Consider the following 17,094-nt stretch of genomic DNA (forward strand, 5'->3'; position numbering starts at 1 on the left):
CTTGCAGCTTAGTGCACCCTAGGAACGGGTCGGGCACGTCATCCGGAACGCCAAGAAGGCCGGACGTCCGATCGCGGAGGACCCATGAACGAGATCGTCAAGCCGGATTCTCTGATCGTCTCCGAGGCCGAGAGCCTGACGGAGACCTTCTTCGGGGGCTGCCCGCACGATTGCCCCGACACCTGCTCGATGCTGTTCGACGTCAAGGACGGCCAGCTCCAGGGCGTGCGCGGCAATCCGGATCACCCGATGACCCGCGGCGGTCTCTGCGTGAAGCTGAAGGATTACGAGAAGCGCCACTACCACCCGGACCGGCTGCTCTACCCGATGAGGCGGGTCGGCCCGAAGGGCTCGAAGCAGTTCGAGCGGATCACCTGGGACGAGGCGCTCGACACCATCGTGTCGCGCTGGAAGGCGATCATCGACCAGTACGGGCCGCAGGCCATCGCGCCCTACAGCTACCTCGGCAACCAGGGCCTCGTGCACGGGCTGAACGGCGGCGACGCGTTCTTCAACCGCATGGGCGCCACCGTGACCGAGCGCACCTTCTGCGGCGAGGGCTCGTGCACCGCGTGGCTCCTCACCGTCGGCCCGACGGCCGGCCTCGACCCGGACAGCTACATCCACTCCAAGTACATCGTGATCTGGGCCTGCAACTCGGTCAGCACGAACCTGCACCACTGGGCGATCGTGAAGGACGCCCAGAAGAAGGGCGCCAAGGTCGTGGTGATCGATACCTACGCGTCGCGCACCGCCAAGGCCGCCGACTGGCACATCGCGCCGAAGCCCGGCACGGACGGCGCGCTCGCCATGGCGCTGATCAACGCGATCATCGCGCAGGGCCTCGTCGACCAGGACTACGTCGACAATTACACGGTCGGCTTCGAGGAGCTGAAGGAGCGGGCCGCGGACCGCACGCCCGAATGGGCCGCGGAGATCACCGGCGTCTCCGCCGACGACATCCGCAAGCTCGCCCGTGAAATGGCCACCGAGCAGCCGGTGGGCATCCGCATCGGCGTGGCCCTTGAGCGGCACTATGGCGGCGGCCAGACCATCCGGGCGGTCGCCTGCATCCCGGCGCTCACCGGGGCGTGGCGCCATGTCGGCGGCGGCATCACGCAGTTCGGCGTCTGGGAGCACCCCTACAAGTTCGACGTCATCTGCCGCCCGGACCTGATCCCGGAGGGCACACGCGTCGTCTCGAACCTCCAGATCGGCCGCGCGCTCACCGGCGAGATGAAGCTCGACCCGCCGATCATGTCGATGATGTGCTGGAACTCGAACCCCGTCACGCAGGCGCCCGAGACCGACAAGATCGTCGAGGGGCTGATGCGCGAGGACCTGTTCATGGTCTCGGCCGAGCACTTCATCTCGGACACGGCCTCCTACGCCGACATCCTGCTGCCCGCCACCATGGGCGCCGAGATGGAGGACATGATCCTGTCCTGGGGCCATCTCTACCTGACCTACAACACCAAGTGCGCCGAGGCGCCGGGCGAGGCGATCCCCAACAACGAGATCTTCCGCAGGCTCGCCGCGCGGCTCGGTTTCGAGGAGGAGAACTTCAAGTGGAGCGATGCTGAGTGCCTTGAGCACTACGTCGACTGGAACGCCCCCGCCTGCGAGGGCATCGACCTCGCCTACATGCGCGAGCACGGCTTCGCGCGCCTCAAGGTCGGCACGCCGGACGACCGGGCGCCGCATCGGGAGGGGAACTTCCCGACGCCGACCGGCAAGTGCATGCTGAAGGTCGAGGGCGCCACGAACTTCGTCGCCCCGCCGTTCCGGCAGATGTACGAGGGCTTCCAGCCCGGCGAGGCGCTGGACCCGCTGCCGGACTACCTCGGTCCGCGCGAGTCGCACACGAACGATCCCGAGCTCGCCAAGCGCTATCCGCTCAACATCGTCTCGCCGAAGAGCCACTACTTCCTGAACTCCTGCTACGCCAACATGGAGGACAAGCAGAAGGGCCAGGGCAAGCAGTTCGTGATGATCAGCCAAGCCGATGCCGACGCGCGCGGCATCCGGGACGGCGACCGGGTGAAGGTCGGTAACGACCGCGGCGCCTTCAAAGGCGTGGCGCGGATCACCGACGACGTGAAGGCCGGGATCGTGGTGGCGACGCTGGGCTACTGGCGCCAGCTCAACGAGGGGACGGTCAACAGCATCTCGTCCGGCGCCTTCACCGACATGGGCCACGCCCCCTCGTTCTCCGACAACCTCGTCGAGGTGTCGCGCGCGAACTAGCCGAACGGCCATCCGCGCCGGCACTTCCAGAGGGTGCTGGCGCGGATGGCATCAGCTACATGCGGCGCTTCAGGCAATGGGAAAGGGCGATCCAGGCATGGGCAACATCACGACGGTAGCAAGGGCCTTCTTCGACGCCTGCGAGACGGGCGGAGGCTGGAAGGCATGCGAGCGCTATTGTGCCCCAGACGCGACTTTCTCGGCCCAGGCCGATGCCCTGGCCAGCGTAACCTCACTGAGGGACTACACGGAGTGGATGAAGGGGCTCCTGACCTTCATCCCCGATGGTCGGTACGAGGTGCGATCCTTCGCGACCGACGAGGAGCGCCAGAATGTGGCGGCCTACGGGGTCTTCCACGGAACCCACACCGGCGAGGGCGGCCCCTGCCCGCCAACGGGCAAGTCCACGTCGACCGACTACGTGTATGTCATGCAGTTCGAGGGTAACCGGATCGTAGGTTTGACAAAGATCTGGAATGACGTCCGGGCCGTGAGAGAGCTCGGATGGGCTTAATTACCTCAGCAGCGAGCCTCGTCCTCCACCAATCCGCGTGACGAGGCCGCCAGACATATGCACCCGAGCTATACTAAGGAACCGCTGCTTTCCTTGTCGCCGGTTCCATAAGCGGAACAGCCGGAAACGACCCTTTTCGGACGTGCGCGAACTGGATCTGAGGAACCGGATCATCGAACTGCTGCACAACTTCCACCTGGAGTGCGGCGCGCGCATCCATAAGCTGCGAGTCTATGAGACCATGACCGAGCCGACGGGGCGCGAGGTCTGCGGCTACCTGCTGGTGCGCGGTTCGCTCCACGCCCATGCCTACGCTCTGGCGCTGAAGTAGCTCACCGGGGTGGCCATCGAGCAGATGCTGCCGACGCCCAACATCGACCTGTCGCGCATCCCGGAGTGTCAGAAGTACCTCGACGAGGGCAAGCACCGGCGGCTCTACACCTTCAGCGAGCATGACTACAAGGAAGCGGCTGGCGTATGGTCGAACGACGAGGTGGCGCTCCTAGGCGACCCGCCAGGCAATCTCGAAGTCGTCGACAGCTACCCTGAGGGTGGCAAGATCCCGGAACTCGACGGCAACTACGGTGCGTTCGCGCCGGACTACGCGCCGGAGGAGATCTTCGAGATCGCGAGCAAACTCTACAAGAAGGGATGCTAAGTTAATCCAGGTAGGGATCAGGGTGGATCCCCTAGTGGTCTAAGCGTGCAGACGCCCCGCAGCGTGAGACCCGCGGGGCAAATCACATTACATGGGGGAACGACGCATGTGGTGGTGCCGATGGCGCTTCATGTGCTTCATACTCATCATAACCCGCTGGCCGCCCATCCGCTTCTGCGACGGGCTCTTCACGCTGCCCGGGTTGTTCATGTTGCTCTGGGCGCTGCCGCCACCAGCAGGCATCTGAGCGAGAGCCGACCCTGTGACTGCGAGCGACAGTGCTGCAGCCAGCGCGAGTGTCTTGATCGACATGGCGTTTCCTCCAGACGGATCGTGTTGATCGGTCCCGGACCTAACGTGACCGCGATCAACATCGTTCAAGTTCCCGCAGAGGCTAGTTACGGATCCCGCCGCCGCAGGCGCAGAGCCAGGATCAGCGCGCCAGGCCAGAACACGACGCTAAGCAGGGCAACCGGAACGATGGGGCGGCCCTTCCACCAGACGATCGCGACCGGCAGGAACAGGACTGGGATCGCCGCCGTGAGGAAGGCCCAGAACTCAAGGTCGGATAGGTCCATGGGCGATCCGTAGCATCCTTCTAACGCTACGCTTTCTTCATCTTCGGTGGCACAGTGCGACCACCAGGCCGATCCGGCCCGAGCATCGCTACTTCTACCCCATCGACTGGGCGCAGATCTCAGCCGTGATCCGGTTCAGCCGGGCGAAAGGCTGCTGCGAAGGCTGCGGGCGGCCGCACGGACGGATGGTCTACCATCTCGGAGATGGACGCTGGTGGGACCCGGATACCGGCCGATGGCGCAATGGCTGGGGAAGGCGGTTCCGCATAGCCTCGGACGCCGACATCCTTGGGCTGATCCGTCAAACCCGGGTCGTTCTGGCCACCGCCCATCGGGATCACAACACCTCGAACAACGCAGATGCCAACCTCGCGGCCTTCTGCCAGCGATGCCACATGATCCACGAACGGCCGGAGCATCAGCCTAGGCGCTGGGCGCACGTTGTTCCGGCGAAAGGCCCTGGGCGACCTGTTCGGCAGCCCCTACGCCTAACGGCTGGCGAGCGAGGCCAATTCTGAGGACCTCTGCTCCGATCGCCGCGTTGAGCGATACACGCGCGGAGTTTTCCATGATCCTGCCAAACCCTACCCGTTTAGCTCTTACGGAAGCCGCCCTCGCATCAGCGGATCGGCTTTGGCGTGAGGAGATGCGCCGGATCTACGGGCCGGATGGGGTGCTGACCTATGGGTACGCGCCGGAAGGGCAGGGCGGCCTTGGTACGTCGCTGCGGCGAAGCTACGAGGCCCGGCGTGTCGCTGTCGCACTCTGGCGCAATGAACGCCATCACCACCGGTACAAGGCGGTAACACCATGCTGACCGGTAGCCTGCTGTGGCTCTTAGGGGTGCCGATCCCCGTCCTGATCCTGATCTGGTTCTTCTTCCTGCGAGGACGATAGGAGAGCGATCAGCATCATGTCCGAGCATGACAAGCCTGCGGGCGAAAGCGTCCAGCCGCCCACTGTACCGATCCCGGGTGTCAACATTCCGGATCCAACGACCGGTAGCGAGGATCTCGTCGAGGACGCTAAGCGCAAGCCTGACGATCCGGACAGAGCAGCCAAAGATGGCTTGGCCTAGGTAGCATCCGGCCGGCGACACGGCATCTCGCCGGCCGCGATCAGCGCACCGGCGATCGCCACCATCCGCCGCCCTTGATGTTGGGCGGCATCGAGGTCCTCCGACCGTGGCGGCTGGTTCTCCTTACCGACGATCGTGGATGCACCGTAGGGTGAGCCCGCCTCCAGCATCGCCTCGTCGGTGTAGCCGGTCGGCAGGATTACCATGCCCAGATGCGACATCGGAGCGTACAACGACAGCGTGACGACCTCAGAGCCACCGTGCGGCCAGGATGCCGCCGCGAAGGCTCCCCCGACTTTGCCGGCCAGAGCACCCCGCTTCCACTGTGGGCCGAGTTGGTCGAGGAAGTTCTTCACCTCGGTCGCCATCGCCCCGAAGTAGCTCGGCGTGCCGAACAGGATCGCGTCCGCCCATTCGGCATCGTCGTGCGTGGGCGCTTCGTACAGAGCGTTCTGCCGAGCCGCACTCTCGGTCCAGCCATCGACCTTGGCCATGGCTGCCGCATCGACGACCTCTCGCGCTCTGCGCACGCGCACATCGGCGCCGGCCTCTCGTGCAGCCTCGGCCGCGGCGGTCGCAAGCTTTTCGACGCTGCCACTGCGCGAGTAATAGACAATCAGCAGGCGTGTCGGATCGGATGTACGGTCAGCCATTGCGCGCCCTACGGATTAGCGCTGCGTGCCGCAGGCTGCGGATAAGACGGGTTGCCACCCGGAACAGCGGTGCTGTTGGACGACGACGTCGCGCTGCCCTGACCGCTCTCAGTTCCCGTGATCTGCTTGCGTGAAGCGCCTTGGCTCTGGCTCGCATAGTCCGGCGGCGAACTCGCACCCTGCCACATCATGAGCCCGGCCAGCGCTGCCAGCATCAAACCCACGCTGACGATCAGGACGTAGAGCGCCGGCCTGCCGCGCTTGCCTTGGCGACCGTCTTGCCCGGAGAGTTGTTCTGCCACCGATGAACCTCGCTCGCTCGATGATGCGAGCGCGTAGGTGCAACGGGCTGTTGGTATGAAAGGTCCGGCCCTGTGGCGCTTTGACTGCTGCGCTCCTGCCGATGATGCTATCATCTCAGGAGCTGCCAGCCGGCGCACCTGAGATGCTAACGAGCTGAACCTGACATTCAGCGCGATAAATTCACGGAGTCATCCAGATCCCAAGACCTAATGTCATTCCGATCGCGGCGATAGCTACGGAGAAGACCGGCACGGTCCACCTAAGACCGTCGCGCGTCTGATGTGTATCACGCACACGTTCCGACGCCGCTTCGTTCGCGCGAGCAAATTTCACGAATTGCGGTGTTGTGGGGGCCCCTCCTGCCTCATCGCATGTACCGAGTTGGGCCGCTCCAACATGCCCGTGATTGATCTTGCCCGCGCCCCGGAGGTTCGCAATCATCAGATCGGAGCGCGCGAGAGGCGCTGCCCGTCTAGTTCTGAACGCGTCTGAGTCGGTTGCTTGTTGCCCGGGCTGCGAGGTAGAACGTTACCTCTAGCAACTAATGCTTCACCTGACAGCGAAATTGGGCCGTTCGTCTTCGGATGTGCGCCGAAGATCTGTCCAGTCATCAGGATGGTTAGAGCCGCGCCCATCAGCCCCATACTGCAGATTACACCGTAAAATAGCGGCATCTTGGGGCCGCCGTGTTGCCCGTTCTGGCTGGAATGCCGCTCTGCCACCTGAAGACCTCGCTGATCCACAAATGCGGATCCGAGAGTGCAACAGGCACTTTACCGAATAGGTCCTCCGCTGCGACGCCATGGCAGTCGGGCCGCTCTATAAGCGAAGTGACAGCCCCGCGACCATGAAGCCGCGGGGCGATGATTTATCTGCCGCTTGGCGCTGCTTCGCTGCCGGTGGCACTGTTGCCCGTGCCACTGCCGGTTGGTGCACCGGACGTGCTGACGGGTGGGCCGCCGCTGGTCCCAGGTCCAGTACCCGTGGTCTTGGTGCCAGATCCAGTGCTCATGGATTTCTCAGAATTGCTCTTCACCGAGCCGGGGTTGTTCATGTTGCCCTCGGCGCTACCGCCGCCGGCTGCAGCCTGGGCCGTGGCGACACCCGAGAGCGCGAGCGTAAGTGCGGTTGCCAAAGTCAGCGTCCTCACCGACATCGACGTTTCACCAGATAAGCGGATCAGGTTCACCTTAGCAGTTGTCGTCGCCCGGCTTGACCGGCTGACCTTCGGGGGCCTTCTTCTCGCCCTTGTCGGCCATCGCGTTGGCGCCGACGTTGTTCAGCGCGCCGACTGTGCCGGGGGACTCGCCCTTCGCGCCCGGAGTCACCTTTTGGGTCGAGCCACCCTCGACGTTGGAGCTGGTGTCCTTCGTCGTCGGGCCCTTGCTGCTGGTCGTCGTACCGACAGCACACGGGGCCGCGAAAGAAGTTGTTGCCGTGAGCGCCAGGATGGCCGCAGCGCCGGTGAGCGTGATGAAACGAGACATGTTCCCTCCAAGTTTGAGGGAAGGGAAGACGTGGACCCGCGACGTTGTTCCTGGCTGGGACAATCAGAACAGGACAACCTAAGCCGCGCCCACGGTCATCAGGACAGCTGCGAGGATCACTAGAGGCTGTCTTGGTGCCCCGCTGATTGCACCGAGGATCAGCGTGGCTGCGCTGACGAACCCACCTCATCGTCCATCACATACGTAGGCTCGAACATGGCCAGCGCCTGTAGGCCTGCATGATCGTGGATGGTCAGGCGCCGCAACCGGAGTGTGATCAGCTCCATATCGCGCAACTCCTTCAGCGTACGGTTGATATGGACTGAGGTCTGGCCGAGAGCGTTCGCCATATCGGTCTGGGTCAGCAGCATCGCGCATGAGGCTCCGTCGGCCAGACCCACAGCGTCGAGCCGGGCGTGGAGCTCACAGAATAGATGCGCGAGCCGTTCGATGGCCGAGCGCCTGCCCAGGCTGACCGTCCACTCGTACTGGATCGCCGTTGCGCTCAGGCGCTCGCGGAAGAAGGCCTCTTCCAGCGCGGAACTGTGCGCCATCAGCTCCTTCATGGCAGACCCGCGGATCTGAGCGAGGCTGACTGGGGTGAGCGCGCCGATCGCGTGATGGACGCGGCGCTGATGGAACACCTGTGGGTCGCACGGATCGCCTGGCAGGAGCAGGCTGACGATCTGCCGTTGCCCGTTCGGGAGTTGCCGGTAACGGCAGGCCCAACCGTCGAGGATGACGTTGACGGAGCGCGGGTCGTCTCCCTCTTCCCGGATATCGGCGCGCGCCGCTATGGTCCGAGCGGGTGAGAGAGCCGCCGCGAGCTGCAGCCGATCGTCATCCGCGAGGCGGGCAAAATGCTCCAGTTTGCGCGCCAGCGGGTTGTCGAGATCGATAGACCTTGGTCGATCGCCGACGAAACCACCGGCGTCATGCTTGTTCATCGGCGAACGGACCCGTGGGCTGAGATCGGCGACCGCCGGTGACTCGACGGTCAAGTGAAGGTGGTCAGAACAAGCGACCTAGATCGGTCTAATCTTATCCTATAGCTGAGGACTCGGTTATCACGAACGCCATGTGAAACAGGACGAGGCCAGTATCGTCGCTGACCTCGATACGCCAGTCCTCGCCGAGAACGACGCGCTCCGCCTCGTCTTTCAGGATCTCGCCTGCCAGCCGGACAGCCTCCAGGCGGGCAGCCTTCCAGTCCGGCAACTCCGTCCCATCGTGATCAAGGCTGCTCACGCCGTCGTGGACGTTGAAGTGGTAGCGCGGCATCCATACCCCCGCTCGTCACTCGGCGGGGGCGACACGGACCCTCACTCGCAGCCCTGCCAGGATTAATCGCTACGATTGAGGCCAGGGTTCGTACAGTTGTGTCGATTACGATAGCATCTAGATCAAAGAAAACACGTTTTTACGGGGACTAAGCTCGAAAGGATGGCTCATTGAGCGTCTCGATCTCGTCCCGATCACCGAGGAGCCTGCGCGCGGACGCGATGATCTGGATCACCTCTCGACTGTCGCACTCGCGTCGCGCCAGTACTTCCAAATCGCGCAGGTAGGCGATCACCGGCTCGCGGGCGCGCCGGTTCCGCCGCAACACCGGCTCGACGGTTGCAGTGACGTGGTCGGCGAGCCCATCCCAGAACTCAGGCCCACACGCAGCCCCTTCCTTCATGCGGTGCGTTTCTCCCAGGAGCGGACCTGTCAGCCGTGAACTGAGGGGGACTAGAACACGGCCGACAGGACCTCCCGGCACGCGGCCGGTCCGCCTGTCCTGTGCAGAGGCAGCTGTTGCTGAAACTACTTGAGTTAGGCGGCAGGCTGGGTGCGACGGGAAACCGCGTTCGTCATACTGCCCGATCGCAGACCCTCAACGCATGGCTCCGCTCGAATTGCCGCCTGCGAGAATTCTCACAGGATCGCTTCGGAGGAAGTCGCCCGCCGCCCCTCCGCAGCCCTCTAGCGGTTCTGCTGAGTGCCGGCTGATGCTACGCTGGCCTCCGAGCGTGAATGGTATTGTCTGAGTCGACCGGACTATACGGTTTAGCCAACGTCAGGGTGCCACGCTCTTACCCAGCGCTTGCCATCTCAGCGCCGTCTCACGGCCCAAGACCTCCGGGAGAGTGGGCTGATGCAGACCGAGATGAACACGCCAGCCCTACAACCCATCATCGAACCCTGGCGCATCGCAGCGCTCGTGTTGATCGTCGTCGCCGCAATGCTGTTTGTGCATGCGATCGATCAAGCTACGGCGGAGATCTCAGATCAGCAGGCGACCACTCCCTAAACGGATCGTTGACCCCCGTTCGGTAGGGCTCCCACAGCGACCGGGTGATTGCCCGACGCCGGCAGAGCAGCGTGGCCTACTCTTCGGCGCCATGGGACCTCGTCAGTGTCGTCGCGTGTAGGCCCGCCCCCGTCGACCTATTGAAGCCGGGTTGTCTGCCTTTCGTGACATGGGCCAGCCGTCTGCCGCGGCCGAGAGATCTGGCACTGCCGAGCTTGCCGGCCTATCAGCGGGGCATGGCCAAGCGCGTGAAACAATTGCCTCAGGATCGAGGCTTCATCCTGTTCGACGTCGTGTTCGAGGACGGCAGCCGCGCCTCGAACAGGCGCATGCCGATGGAGATCCTGAGCGGCTTCGATGGTGATGAGCCGGCGCGCGACCTCATGCCGTAGCAGGAAGCTGAGATTGCCGTGAAGGCGAAGCGACCGCCGCGAAGTATCCAGAGCCTCGCACGCTCGCCAAAGCGGGAGCCGAGATCGACCTGAGATTAGCCACCGTTGGCACATGGCTAGCTCCCGCGAGGTGGATCGCTGCTGGCAGTGCTGTTCGATCTGACTGTGCGGCCCAAGTCACTACCTTGAGGGATGATCCGCCGCCATGGCCGAACCGCCGACCGTCGCCGACCTGCGCAGGGCCGGCATCATCAGCAGCCAGGAGATCGTCGCGGCGATCGACGTGTACCTGCGGGATCCGACCGCTGGCCCCTACCGGTTCGCTAGCGGACACAACCTCGACATCGCGGCCCTCGTGAACGCCACGCCAGCCTTTGAGGCGGTGGACCTATCAGGGCCAAAGGAGAAGGCATTTCGGATGGTGCTGACTGCCGCCGTCATGTCTGCTCAGCCGATCAAGCGCTGACTCCTCGGCCGCTCGGCCCCGCCCCGATCTGCTCACGGGGCGGGGGAGCGTCCGATCTCACCAGCGTGTGAGCCGAGCCGATACGCAACTTGGCTCGGAGGCAGGATGGCGGGCGGCGATTACCGGGCGGTGCCGGAACCCAGCTTGCGATTGTCCCACGTAGGGATGGGGGCCTTGAATGGCGCGGCGGGCGTGCTCTCGATGAGGAGCGCCAGCATCTCGGTTCGTGAGGTGAGCAGAACGGCTGGCGGTTCGCCCGTGATCATACGCCAGCGTTGAACGAAGTCGGCCACGGATAGGTCGGCCACCGCCGATGCGCTGGACGTCAGGAAGTCCTGTAGCGTCTGCGCCCGTTGGCCCATGCGGCTTGAACGGGCGTAATCCCGAGTCGGTCCATTCTTCCGCCTCGGATGGTGAAGAGAGCCTTGGATATCACGCACGAAAAAGCCCGCCCAGATGGGACCTGGGCAGGCTCTATGCGACTGCGTCGGCGAGGCCGCACTGTAACCGACCGTCGATGAACAACCTTTTCGCGTCGCAATGTGATCACGTGGTCACGTCGGGCAAGCCGTTCGATCAGCCTATCTTGGTATCAGCAGCCGTAATGCGATCGGGATGCGTGAGGCCTGGCGAGCTGCGAGGGTGCGTTCGCTTAGCGCAGAGTGTCTTGGTCACATAGCTCACCCGGTGAGGTTCCCTAAAACTACTGGCCGGAGCGAAGCTGACATGTGGTGGGTACACGCCAAGCTGCTGTTGGCCGCTGGCCTCGTGGCGCTTGCAGGCATCATCACCGTTGCGCGAGCCTTAGGACGCTTCCCCTGATTACTGCGGCGTAGAGGGAGCCCGCATGAAAGCCTCAGTCCGACCTGAACTCCTGAATTTGAGGTCGGACGAGTTCGCATGACCTTAGAAGCTCGTCAGATCCAAGCTGAGTTCAGTCAGCAAGCCGGGCAGAGAGGCTGTGGTACGCAGCGCCGACGCGCAGCGTCTGAATGCTAAGCCTCGTTCTGTTGCTGCTGCTCACCGTACTTCTGGGCGGTGGGGTGCTGCAGATCGAGCGTTATGGAAACGCACCTGACCGGAGTGACTGGCCACAGCTGGCAATCCTCACAGCCTTGGCGCTCATAGTTGCAGCCCGAGCCTTATGGAAATGAGATCGCGTCCTCTATAGCGCTGCGCGCCACAGGGCGGCTGCGTCAGCGAGCATGGAGAGCGGAAAACCGGAAGCCCACTCAAGGGCTACGGCCGGCGCGATCGGGTGACCATGCGGCCAGAAGCGACCTTGCCCAACATGGGTTGGCATATCGCGCATCAGAAAGGTTGATCTGTGTCTGTGCGACGCCCGAGGATGGGTGACAACGCAGCTATCAATCGCGGGCTTCGGCCTTGGCACGCCAGCGAGTGAGAGCGGCCGGCTCCCGCCTCGAACGGCGGAGAGCCCCGTGCGCTTTCACTTCAACATCTACAATGGTGTCACCGACCTCGCCCTCTCAGGGGCGAAAGCACTGGTCCTATCGGGTAGTTGGCTTTGATGCCGAGGCTCCTGACGGGCTGGCGGCTGACGCTCGGGGGGGCTCGTGTTTCTTCAACTCGTGGTGGTCCTCGCTATGGCAGCTGGCGGCTGAGACCGACGCGCAAGTTGTGTGAAAAAGTAGACTTTTTCAGATCGCATAACCTATTTCATCCACGCATCCGTGGTCAAAGACTCGGCAAGAGAAAAATTTCTGCGGGGCACGAAGGACTTATCGGCTCCGATAGGGGATCTAATTCTTGTGACAACTGCGACAGCGGGTAGCCGCGCTGCACCCGGACATGGTTCCGGCTTCATGTTACGCGTCCTCAGAACGAAGTGACGAGATGGCCTGTTGCATCCGCGGTTCGGTCCCGTAATGAGCCGAACCGATGGTGACCACTCCTGAGAAGCCCGCGATCCGCGGCCCGCGCACACCGGTCAGCGGTAGCGGCCCCGAGGGCGTCGTCGATCAGCACCACGACATCTTTTTCGCTGCCGTCGAGACGACGCGCATGCCTATGATCGTCACGGACCCGCATCAGCCGGACAACCCAATCATCTTCGTCAATCGCGCCTTCGAGCGGATGACAAGCTACACCCGCGCGGAGTTGATTGGGACGAACTGCCGGTTTCTACAAGGGCCAGAGACCGATCGGGAGACAGTCGCTGAGATCCGCGCCGCCATCGCCGAGCACCGCGAGTTCTCCACCGAGATCATAAATTACCGCAAAGACGGCTCCTCGTTTTGGAACGCCTTGTTCGTCTCTCCGGTGTTCAACAGGTCGGGCGATCTCGTGTACTTCTTCGGCTCGCAGCTTGACGTGTCGCGGCGGCGGGACGCCGAGGAGTCGCTGCATCAGGCTCAGAAAATGGAAAGCCTGGGCCAGCTTACCGGCGGCATCGCGCACGACTTCAACAACCTGCTCCAAGTCATCTCAGGCCACAACGAGGTGATGCTCGCGCTGATCGATCACCCGACCATCGATGTCGGACGGATGCGCCGTGCGGGCGAGGCCGTGCGCGACGCCAGCGAGCGCGCCGCCAAGCTGACTCACCAGCTTCTCGCCTTCTCGCGCAAGCAGCGCTTGGAGGGCCGCCTCCTGAACCTCAACGGCCTCGTACAGAACATGAGCGAGATGGCCGAGCGCACCCTCGGCGAGCACATCGAGATGCGGTTAGCCCTTGTTGAGGATCTCTGGAACACGCGCATCGACCCGACCCAAGCCGAGGTCGCGCTCCTCAACATCTTGATCAACGCCCGCGATGCCATGCCGGGCGGCGGCCGTGTTACGGTGAAGACCGAGAACCTGCTGATTGAGGACGAGGACAGCGCGCTATTCAAGACGGTCGGACCGGGGGCCTACGTCGTGGTCTCGGTTACCGATACGGGGGCAGGCATGCCGCCTGAGATCCTGGCGCGCGTGATGGAGCCGTTCTTCACCACCAAGGGTGAGGGCAAAGGCACCGGTCTTGGTCTCGCGATGGTCTACGGGTTCGCCAAGCAGTCGGGTGGATCGGTCAAGATCTACTCTGAGGTCGGGCACGGCACGACGGTGCGCCTGCTCTTCCCCGCGTCGGATCAGAAGATCGAGGACGAGCGCAAAGCCTCCCAACGCGCTGCCGATCGGCACGGCACAGAGACGATCCTGGTAGTCGATGATCGCCCCGACGTTGCGGCCACAGCGGGCACCATCCTGGAGGACTTCGGCTACAAGGTCATCATCGCGGATGGCCCAAGGGCAGCGATTGAGGTCCTCGACGACGAGGAACGCATCGACCTGCTGTTCACCGATCTGATCATGCCAGGCGGTATGAACGGCGTGATGTTGGCTCGTGCCGCCCGCGAGCGTCAGCCCAAGATCAAGATCCTGCTGACGACCGGGTACGCGGAGGCGTCGCTGGAGCGGACGGACGCAGGCGGTATAGAGTTCGAGATCATCAACAAGCCCTACAAGCGGCTGGAACTCGCCCGCCGCGTGCGTCGGGTTGTCGATGGCCCGACTGGAGTAGGATGAGAAACCGATTGTATCGGGGCTGTTGCCCGATTTGACGAGAAAAGCCCGCCCTGGTGTTCCAGGTGCGGGCTTGTTGCGACTGCGCCGGCGAGGCCGCACGTGAGACCGTACATCCGGGTCTCGGTGCTGCTCTTCCGACGCTCAGCCCCCAGCCGGTCGCTGACAGCTACCTCGGCAATTATGGTTAACGGATCGTTGCCACAGGCCGGCGCCTTGGCCGCGCGTGAACGGTGATGGACGGTCAGGCGGCCTTGCGTCGGCCCTTTCGCTCAGACTGGACCGCTTCTTCAGCCTGAGCAGCCATCGCCCCCGGGCGGCCGAGACCGATTGCCTTGGCGAGCGCAGAACGCTGCGCGGCATAACTCGGCGCTACCATCGGGTAGTCCGAAGGTAGGTCATAGCGGTCACGGTAGCTGCGCGGGTCGAGCCCGTGGCTGCTCAGATGGCGCTTGAGCGTCTTGTAGGGCTTGCCGTCGATGAAGCTCACGATCCCATCATCACGGACCGACTTGCGGATCTGGGCGGCGCTCGGCTTCTCGACCTCGCTCTGCGCCGCAGGGCCGCTCTCGGCCGAGAGGGTACCGGTGACGAGCCCGGCGATCGCGCCGTGCACGCTTCGGATCAGGTTGGGAAGCTCCGCGAGGGGGACGGGGTTATTCGAGACGTAGGCGGCAACAATTCCGCCGGCCAGCTCTGTGATGTCGGCGGTGTGTTCAACGTTTTCGCTTGTCACTTTATTCCTGCTTTTTTCAGTTCGCTCGCGCAGATGTGCCGAGGAGCGCGTCTATATCCGTATCGACTCAACAAAAGCAATACAATGGATATGGATACTTGCTTATCCAGGGGGCAAGGCCACGCGCTCGTTAGCGAATGCGGCAGTGACGATACCGGAAGCTCCGGGCTGCCGGCCTTTCACGCACGGCCGACCGAACGAGAGCCCTGGATCACCTATGCGGTCGGAGTTCATCTCAATCTTGGCCGATCACCAGCTGATGCGCGTCAGATCTCGGCCCTGAAACCAGCGGATATCTGGCCTGATTAGCCGGAACTTTCCATCCGTGCACTTGACTATCAGACCTTCTCGTCGTGTTTGCTGCGCGCGCATATCGAGGAGATACACATGGACGACAGCGTTTCAATTCCCGAAACAAGTCCGACCAATTTCATTGACCTCACTACCAATATCGTCTCGGCGTACGTGTCGAAGAACTCCGTACGCCCGGCTGATCTGCCAGCACTCTTGGCTGACGTTCACACTGCGATCAGCGGACTCAATAGCGCGCCTGCTTCGGCCGAACCCAAGGTGGAGAAGCTGACGCCTGGACAGATCCGCAAGTCGATCACGCCGGGCGCGCTGATCTCTTTCATCGACGGCAAGCCGTATAAGACGCTGAAGCGCCACCTGACCAAGCACGGCCTGACCATCGAGGAGTATCGTGAGCGCTTTGGGCTGCCACGCGACTACCCGTCCACGGCCGCCAGCTACTCCGAGCAGCGCTCCAAGCTCGCCCTGTCGCTCGGTCTCGGCAACCGGCGTCGGAACGCGGCGCCGAAGGTGGCTGAGGTCGCTGAGACCATTGCCGAGGTGCCGAAGAGCCAGGGCCGGAAAAGGGCTGCCGAGCCCGTCGTCGCGCCAACCGAGAAGCCGGCCCGCGCCCGCATGCCGAAGAAGGCCGCTGCGGCCAAGTAAGGGTCGACGCGCATTTGGAGCCCCGTCGCCCGATCTCATCACGGGCTGACGCGGCTCAGGGCTCGTTCTTCGCGGTGACAGGCCGGTACGCGACGCGGCCCGTATCGCAGGACATAGGCAATCGGCTACCAGGAAAAGAAGGTGTCCAGGCCTAGCATCATGAACAGCAGGGTCGCACCAGCTCCGACCACGCCCGCGATCATCACAACGAACTCCACCGCGGTATCCTCCACCTAACTCGCACGCCGGCAACCCGCGATGAGGCGGCAAGGTTTCGGATGGCGGCCTCACCACCTTAGGAAGCGGTCGAGGGCTGGAAGCGCGGCGATCGTGAGTGCGATGGCGCCGATCGCGGCCGTCAGCATGATGATGTACGCCAGAGACACGGTTGCAGAACTCCCAGCCAATTCTCAGACCAACAGGCCGAGGTTGAGTTCTGTGCTGTGCGACAGAATGACCAGAGCTCGGCGCTCTGAAAGAAGCGGATGCTGCGCCGAGAGCTGAGGTTCACATCATGGGCCGCGGAAGCTCTTGCATCTGCCGTCCGCTCGGCTCGCAGGTGGGCGAAGCGCCTGAACGAAAGCCCCCGCCCCAGCTGTTCACGGGGGTGGCAGGGCTCGGTGCCGTTCCTCACGTCCGGGGCAAGTACGCAACGCGGCCCGAGATGCAGGATGGGGGAGGGCGGTTAGCGCGGCGTGCCAGCGTCGATTGTGGACTGGTCCCAAGCAGGAATTTCGCCCGTCACCACATCGAGAAAATCTACGGCAAAGCTGAAACGCGTCGCGGCGGTTCGCATTTTTTGATCCATGTCAGGATCTCGCCCGCTCGCCGTCCTCGCCGAAGATGAAGAGATCGTCCGCATAGCGGCGGCCGACATGCTGTCGAAGCTTGGCTTCCAAGTGCTAGAAGCTGAGCACGCCCACGGCGCACTCCAGCACCTGGAGGCTAACGGCGGTGCCGCCCTGCTGTACACCGACGTGAACATGCCCGGCACGATGAACGGCTGCGATCTTGCGCACGCCGTAGTCACGCGCTGGCCAGAGACTCGGATCATCGTCTGCTCGGGTTGCATGCCCGACGAAGCTGCGCTTCTGCCCGAGACCGCGCACTTCATCGCCAAGCCGTGTGCCGAACGGCTAGTGCGCAAGGCGCTGGAGGTGCTGCGGCTGCATTGAGCCGGGCGACTCTCTTCGGGAGCTAACGC

The 17,094-nt window shown here is 63.4% G+C and carries 18 protein-coding genes and 3 pseudogenes; 11 read left to right on the plus strand and 10 right to left on the minus strand.

Annotated features, from left to right (window positions below):
• Positions 1–84 precede the first annotated feature (84 nt).
• The 3 genes and pseudogenes from AC3WSN_RS25265 to AC3WSN_RS25275 form a co-directional block, all read left to right on the plus strand.
• Positions 85–2,247, plus strand: coding sequence for a molybdopterin-containing oxidoreductase family protein (locus AC3WSN_RS25265; RefSeq protein WP_492541724.1), 2,163 nt, complete (start codon positions 85–87; stop codon positions 2,245–2,247).
• A 97-nt stretch (positions 2,248–2,344) separates the two neighbouring features.
• A complete protein-coding gene (locus tag AC3WSN_RS25270; protein ID WP_492541726.1) occupies positions 2,345–2,761 on the plus strand; it encodes an ester cyclase in 417 nt (138 codons plus the stop codon).
• A gap of 163 nt (positions 2,762–2,924) precedes the next feature.
• A pseudogene (locus AC3WSN_RS25275) lies at positions 2,925–3,419 on the plus strand (manganese catalase family protein); the annotation flags it as partial.
• 87 nt (positions 3,420–3,506) lie between these two features.
• Here AC3WSN_RS25275 and AC3WSN_RS25280 read toward each other — a convergent pair.
• Together AC3WSN_RS25280 and AC3WSN_RS25285 are read right to left on the minus strand one after the other, a co-directional pair.
• On the minus strand, positions 3,507–3,731 hold the full coding sequence (locus tag AC3WSN_RS25280; protein ID WP_492541728.1) for a hypothetical protein: 225 nt from the start codon (positions 3,729–3,731) through the stop codon (positions 3,507–3,509).
• 86 nt (positions 3,732–3,817) lie between these two features.
• Positions 3,818–3,997, minus strand: a complete 180-nt coding sequence (locus AC3WSN_RS25285) for a hypothetical protein (RefSeq protein WP_492541730.1) — start codon at positions 3,995–3,997, stop codon at positions 3,818–3,820.
• Positions 3,998–4,011: 14 nt separating this feature from the next.
• Here AC3WSN_RS25285 and AC3WSN_RS25290 point away from each other — a divergent pair.
• Positions 4,012–4,489 (plus strand): annotated as a pseudogene (locus AC3WSN_RS25290) (hypothetical protein).
• A 421-nt stretch (positions 4,490–4,910) separates the two neighbouring features.
• Positions 4,911–5,075, plus strand: a complete 165-nt coding sequence (locus AC3WSN_RS25295; protein WP_492541732.1) for a hypothetical protein — start codon at positions 4,911–4,913, stop codon at positions 5,073–5,075.
• On the opposite strand, the gene wrbA is transcribed toward AC3WSN_RS25295, so the two are convergent.
• The 7 genes from wrbA to AC3WSN_RS25330 form a co-directional block, all read right to left on the minus strand.
• Complete coding sequence (gene wrbA / locus AC3WSN_RS25300; protein ID WP_492541734.1) at positions 5,072–5,728, minus strand: NAD(P)H:quinone oxidoreductase; 657 nt, start codon at positions 5,726–5,728, stop codon at positions 5,072–5,074. The two genes, AC3WSN_RS25295 and wrbA, sit on opposite strands and share 4 nt — an antisense overlap.
• Positions 5,729–5,736: 8 nt before the next feature.
• Positions 5,737–6,030, minus strand: a complete 294-nt coding sequence (locus AC3WSN_RS25305) for a hypothetical protein (RefSeq protein ID WP_492539537.1) — start codon at positions 6,028–6,030, stop codon at positions 5,737–5,739.
• 869 nt (positions 6,031–6,899) lie between these two features.
• Entirely contained in the window at positions 6,900–7,187 is a 288-nt protein-coding gene (locus AC3WSN_RS25310; protein WP_492543247.1) for a hypothetical protein, read from the minus strand.
• A 34-nt stretch (positions 7,188–7,221) separates the two neighbouring features.
• A complete protein-coding gene (locus AC3WSN_RS25315; RefSeq protein ID WP_192711576.1) occupies positions 7,222–7,518 on the minus strand; it encodes a hypothetical protein in 297 nt (98 codons plus the stop codon).
• Between the two features lie 158 nt (positions 7,519–7,676).
• Positions 7,677–8,465, minus strand: a complete 789-nt coding sequence (locus tag AC3WSN_RS25320; protein ID WP_492541736.1) for a Crp/Fnr family transcriptional regulator — start codon at positions 8,463–8,465, stop codon at positions 7,677–7,679.
• A 94-nt stretch (positions 8,466–8,559) separates the two neighbouring features.
• Positions 8,560–8,799, minus strand: a complete 240-nt coding sequence (locus AC3WSN_RS25325; protein ID WP_492541738.1) for a DUF6894 family protein — start codon at positions 8,797–8,799, stop codon at positions 8,560–8,562.
• A 148-nt stretch (positions 8,800–8,947) separates the two neighbouring features.
• Positions 8,948–9,202 carry a hypothetical protein gene (locus AC3WSN_RS25330; RefSeq protein ID WP_492541740.1) on the minus strand — a complete coding sequence of 85 codons (255 nt, stop codon included), beginning with the start codon at positions 9,200–9,202 and terminating at the stop codon, positions 8,948–8,950.
• 456 nt (positions 9,203–9,658) lie between these two features.
• Here AC3WSN_RS25330 and AC3WSN_RS25335 point away from each other — a divergent pair, with 456 nt between their 5' ends.
• The 4 genes and pseudogenes from AC3WSN_RS25335 (at position 9,659) to AC3WSN_RS25350 (ending at position 14,200) form a co-directional block, all read left to right on the plus strand.
• The gene (locus tag AC3WSN_RS25335; protein WP_492541742.1) at positions 9,659–9,814 is read left to right on the plus strand and encodes a hypothetical protein; all 156 of its coding nucleotides are present in this window, start codon (positions 9,659–9,661) and stop codon (positions 9,812–9,814) included.
• A gap of 236 nt (positions 9,815–10,050) precedes the next feature.
• Positions 10,051–10,299, plus strand: a pseudogene (locus AC3WSN_RS25340) (hypothetical protein).
• 112 nt (positions 10,300–10,411) lie between these two features.
• Positions 10,412–10,672: a hypothetical protein gene (locus AC3WSN_RS25345; RefSeq protein WP_492541744.1), complete on the plus strand. Its 261-nt coding sequence runs from the start codon at positions 10,412–10,414 to the stop codon at positions 10,670–10,672.
• A gap of 1,902 nt (positions 10,673–12,574) precedes the next feature.
• Positions 12,575–14,200, plus strand: coding sequence for a hybrid sensor histidine kinase/response regulator (locus AC3WSN_RS25350; protein ID WP_492541746.1), 1,626 nt, complete (start codon positions 12,575–12,577; stop codon positions 14,198–14,200).
• 241 nt (positions 14,201–14,441) lie between these two features.
• Here the strand turns inward: AC3WSN_RS25350 and AC3WSN_RS25355 are convergent, their stop codons facing one another.
• On the minus strand, positions 14,442–14,933 hold the full coding sequence (locus AC3WSN_RS25355; protein ID WP_192711569.1) for a Ros/MucR family transcriptional regulator: 492 nt from the start codon (positions 14,931–14,933) through the stop codon (positions 14,442–14,444).
• A 387-nt stretch (positions 14,934–15,320) separates the two neighbouring features.
• Between AC3WSN_RS25355 and AC3WSN_RS25360 the strand changes: the two genes are divergently transcribed.
• Both AC3WSN_RS25360 and AC3WSN_RS25365 read left to right on the plus strand, forming a co-directional pair.
• Entirely contained in the window at positions 15,321–15,890 is a 570-nt protein-coding gene (locus AC3WSN_RS25360; RefSeq protein ID WP_492541748.1) for a Ros/MucR family transcriptional regulator, read from the plus strand.
• A gap of 806 nt (positions 15,891–16,696) precedes the next feature.
• On the plus strand, positions 16,697–17,065 hold the full coding sequence (locus AC3WSN_RS25365) for a response regulator (protein ID WP_192711567.1): 369 nt from the start codon (positions 16,697–16,699) through the stop codon (positions 17,063–17,065).
• Positions 17,066–17,094 lie beyond the last annotated feature (29 nt).

The sequence above is a fragment of the Methylobacterium sp. FW102-HT35C08 genome (assembly GCF_058790235.1).

What these genes read in the sequence shown, in the direction of transcription:
- AC3WSN_RS25330 (WP_492541740.1), bottom strand. Translation starts at nt 9,202, where the DNA reads ATGAAGGAAGGGGCTGCGTGTGGGCCTGAGTTCTGGGATGGGCTCGCC.
- AC3WSN_RS25295 (WP_492541732.1), top strand. Translation starts at nt 4,911, where the DNA reads ATGTCCGAGCATGACAAGCCTGCGGGCGAAAGCGTCCAGCCGCCCACT.
- AC3WSN_RS25350 (WP_492541746.1), top strand. Translation starts at nt 12,575, where the DNA reads ATGGTGACCACTCCTGAGAAGCCCGCGATCCGCGGCCCGCGCACACCG.
- AC3WSN_RS25265 (WP_492541724.1), top strand. Translation starts at nt 85, where the DNA reads ATGAACGAGATCGTCAAGCCGGATTCTCTGATCGTCTCCGAGGCCGAG.
- wrbA (WP_492541734.1), bottom strand. Translation starts at nt 5,728, where the DNA reads ATGGCTGACCGTACATCCGATCCGACACGCCTGCTGATTGTCTATTAC.
- AC3WSN_RS25320 (WP_492541736.1), bottom strand. Translation starts at nt 8,465, where the DNA reads ATGAACAAGCATGACGCCGGTGGTTTCGTCGGCGATCGACCAAGGTCT.
- AC3WSN_RS25310 (WP_492543247.1), bottom strand. Translation starts at nt 7,187, where the DNA reads ATGTCGGTGAGGACGCTGACTTTGGCAACCGCACTTACGCTCGCGCTC.
- AC3WSN_RS25285 (WP_492541730.1), bottom strand. Translation starts at nt 3,997, where the DNA reads ATGGACCTATCCGACCTTGAGTTCTGGGCCTTCCTCACGGCGGCGATC.
- AC3WSN_RS25365 (WP_192711567.1), top strand. Translation starts at nt 16,697, where the DNA reads ATGTCAGGATCTCGCCCGCTCGCCGTCCTCGCCGAAGATGAAGAGATC.
- AC3WSN_RS25335 (WP_492541742.1), top strand. Translation starts at nt 9,659, where the DNA reads ATGCAGACCGAGATGAACACGCCAGCCCTACAACCCATCATCGAACCC.
- AC3WSN_RS25280 (WP_492541728.1), bottom strand. Translation starts at nt 3,731, where the DNA reads ATGTCGATCAAGACACTCGCGCTGGCTGCAGCACTGTCGCTCGCAGTC.
- AC3WSN_RS25360 (WP_492541748.1), top strand. Translation starts at nt 15,321, where the DNA reads ATGGACGACAGCGTTTCAATTCCCGAAACAAGTCCGACCAATTTCATT.
- AC3WSN_RS25345 (WP_492541744.1), top strand. Translation starts at nt 10,412, where the DNA reads ATGGCCGAACCGCCGACCGTCGCCGACCTGCGCAGGGCCGGCATCATC.
- AC3WSN_RS25325 (WP_492541738.1), bottom strand. Translation starts at nt 8,799, where the DNA reads ATGCCGCGCTACCACTTCAACGTCCACGACGGCGTGAGCAGCCTTGAT.
- AC3WSN_RS25315 (WP_192711576.1), bottom strand. Translation starts at nt 7,518, where the DNA reads ATGTCTCGTTTCATCACGCTCACCGGCGCTGCGGCCATCCTGGCGCTC.
- AC3WSN_RS25270 (WP_492541726.1), top strand. Translation starts at nt 2,345, where the DNA reads ATGGGCAACATCACGACGGTAGCAAGGGCCTTCTTCGACGCCTGCGAG.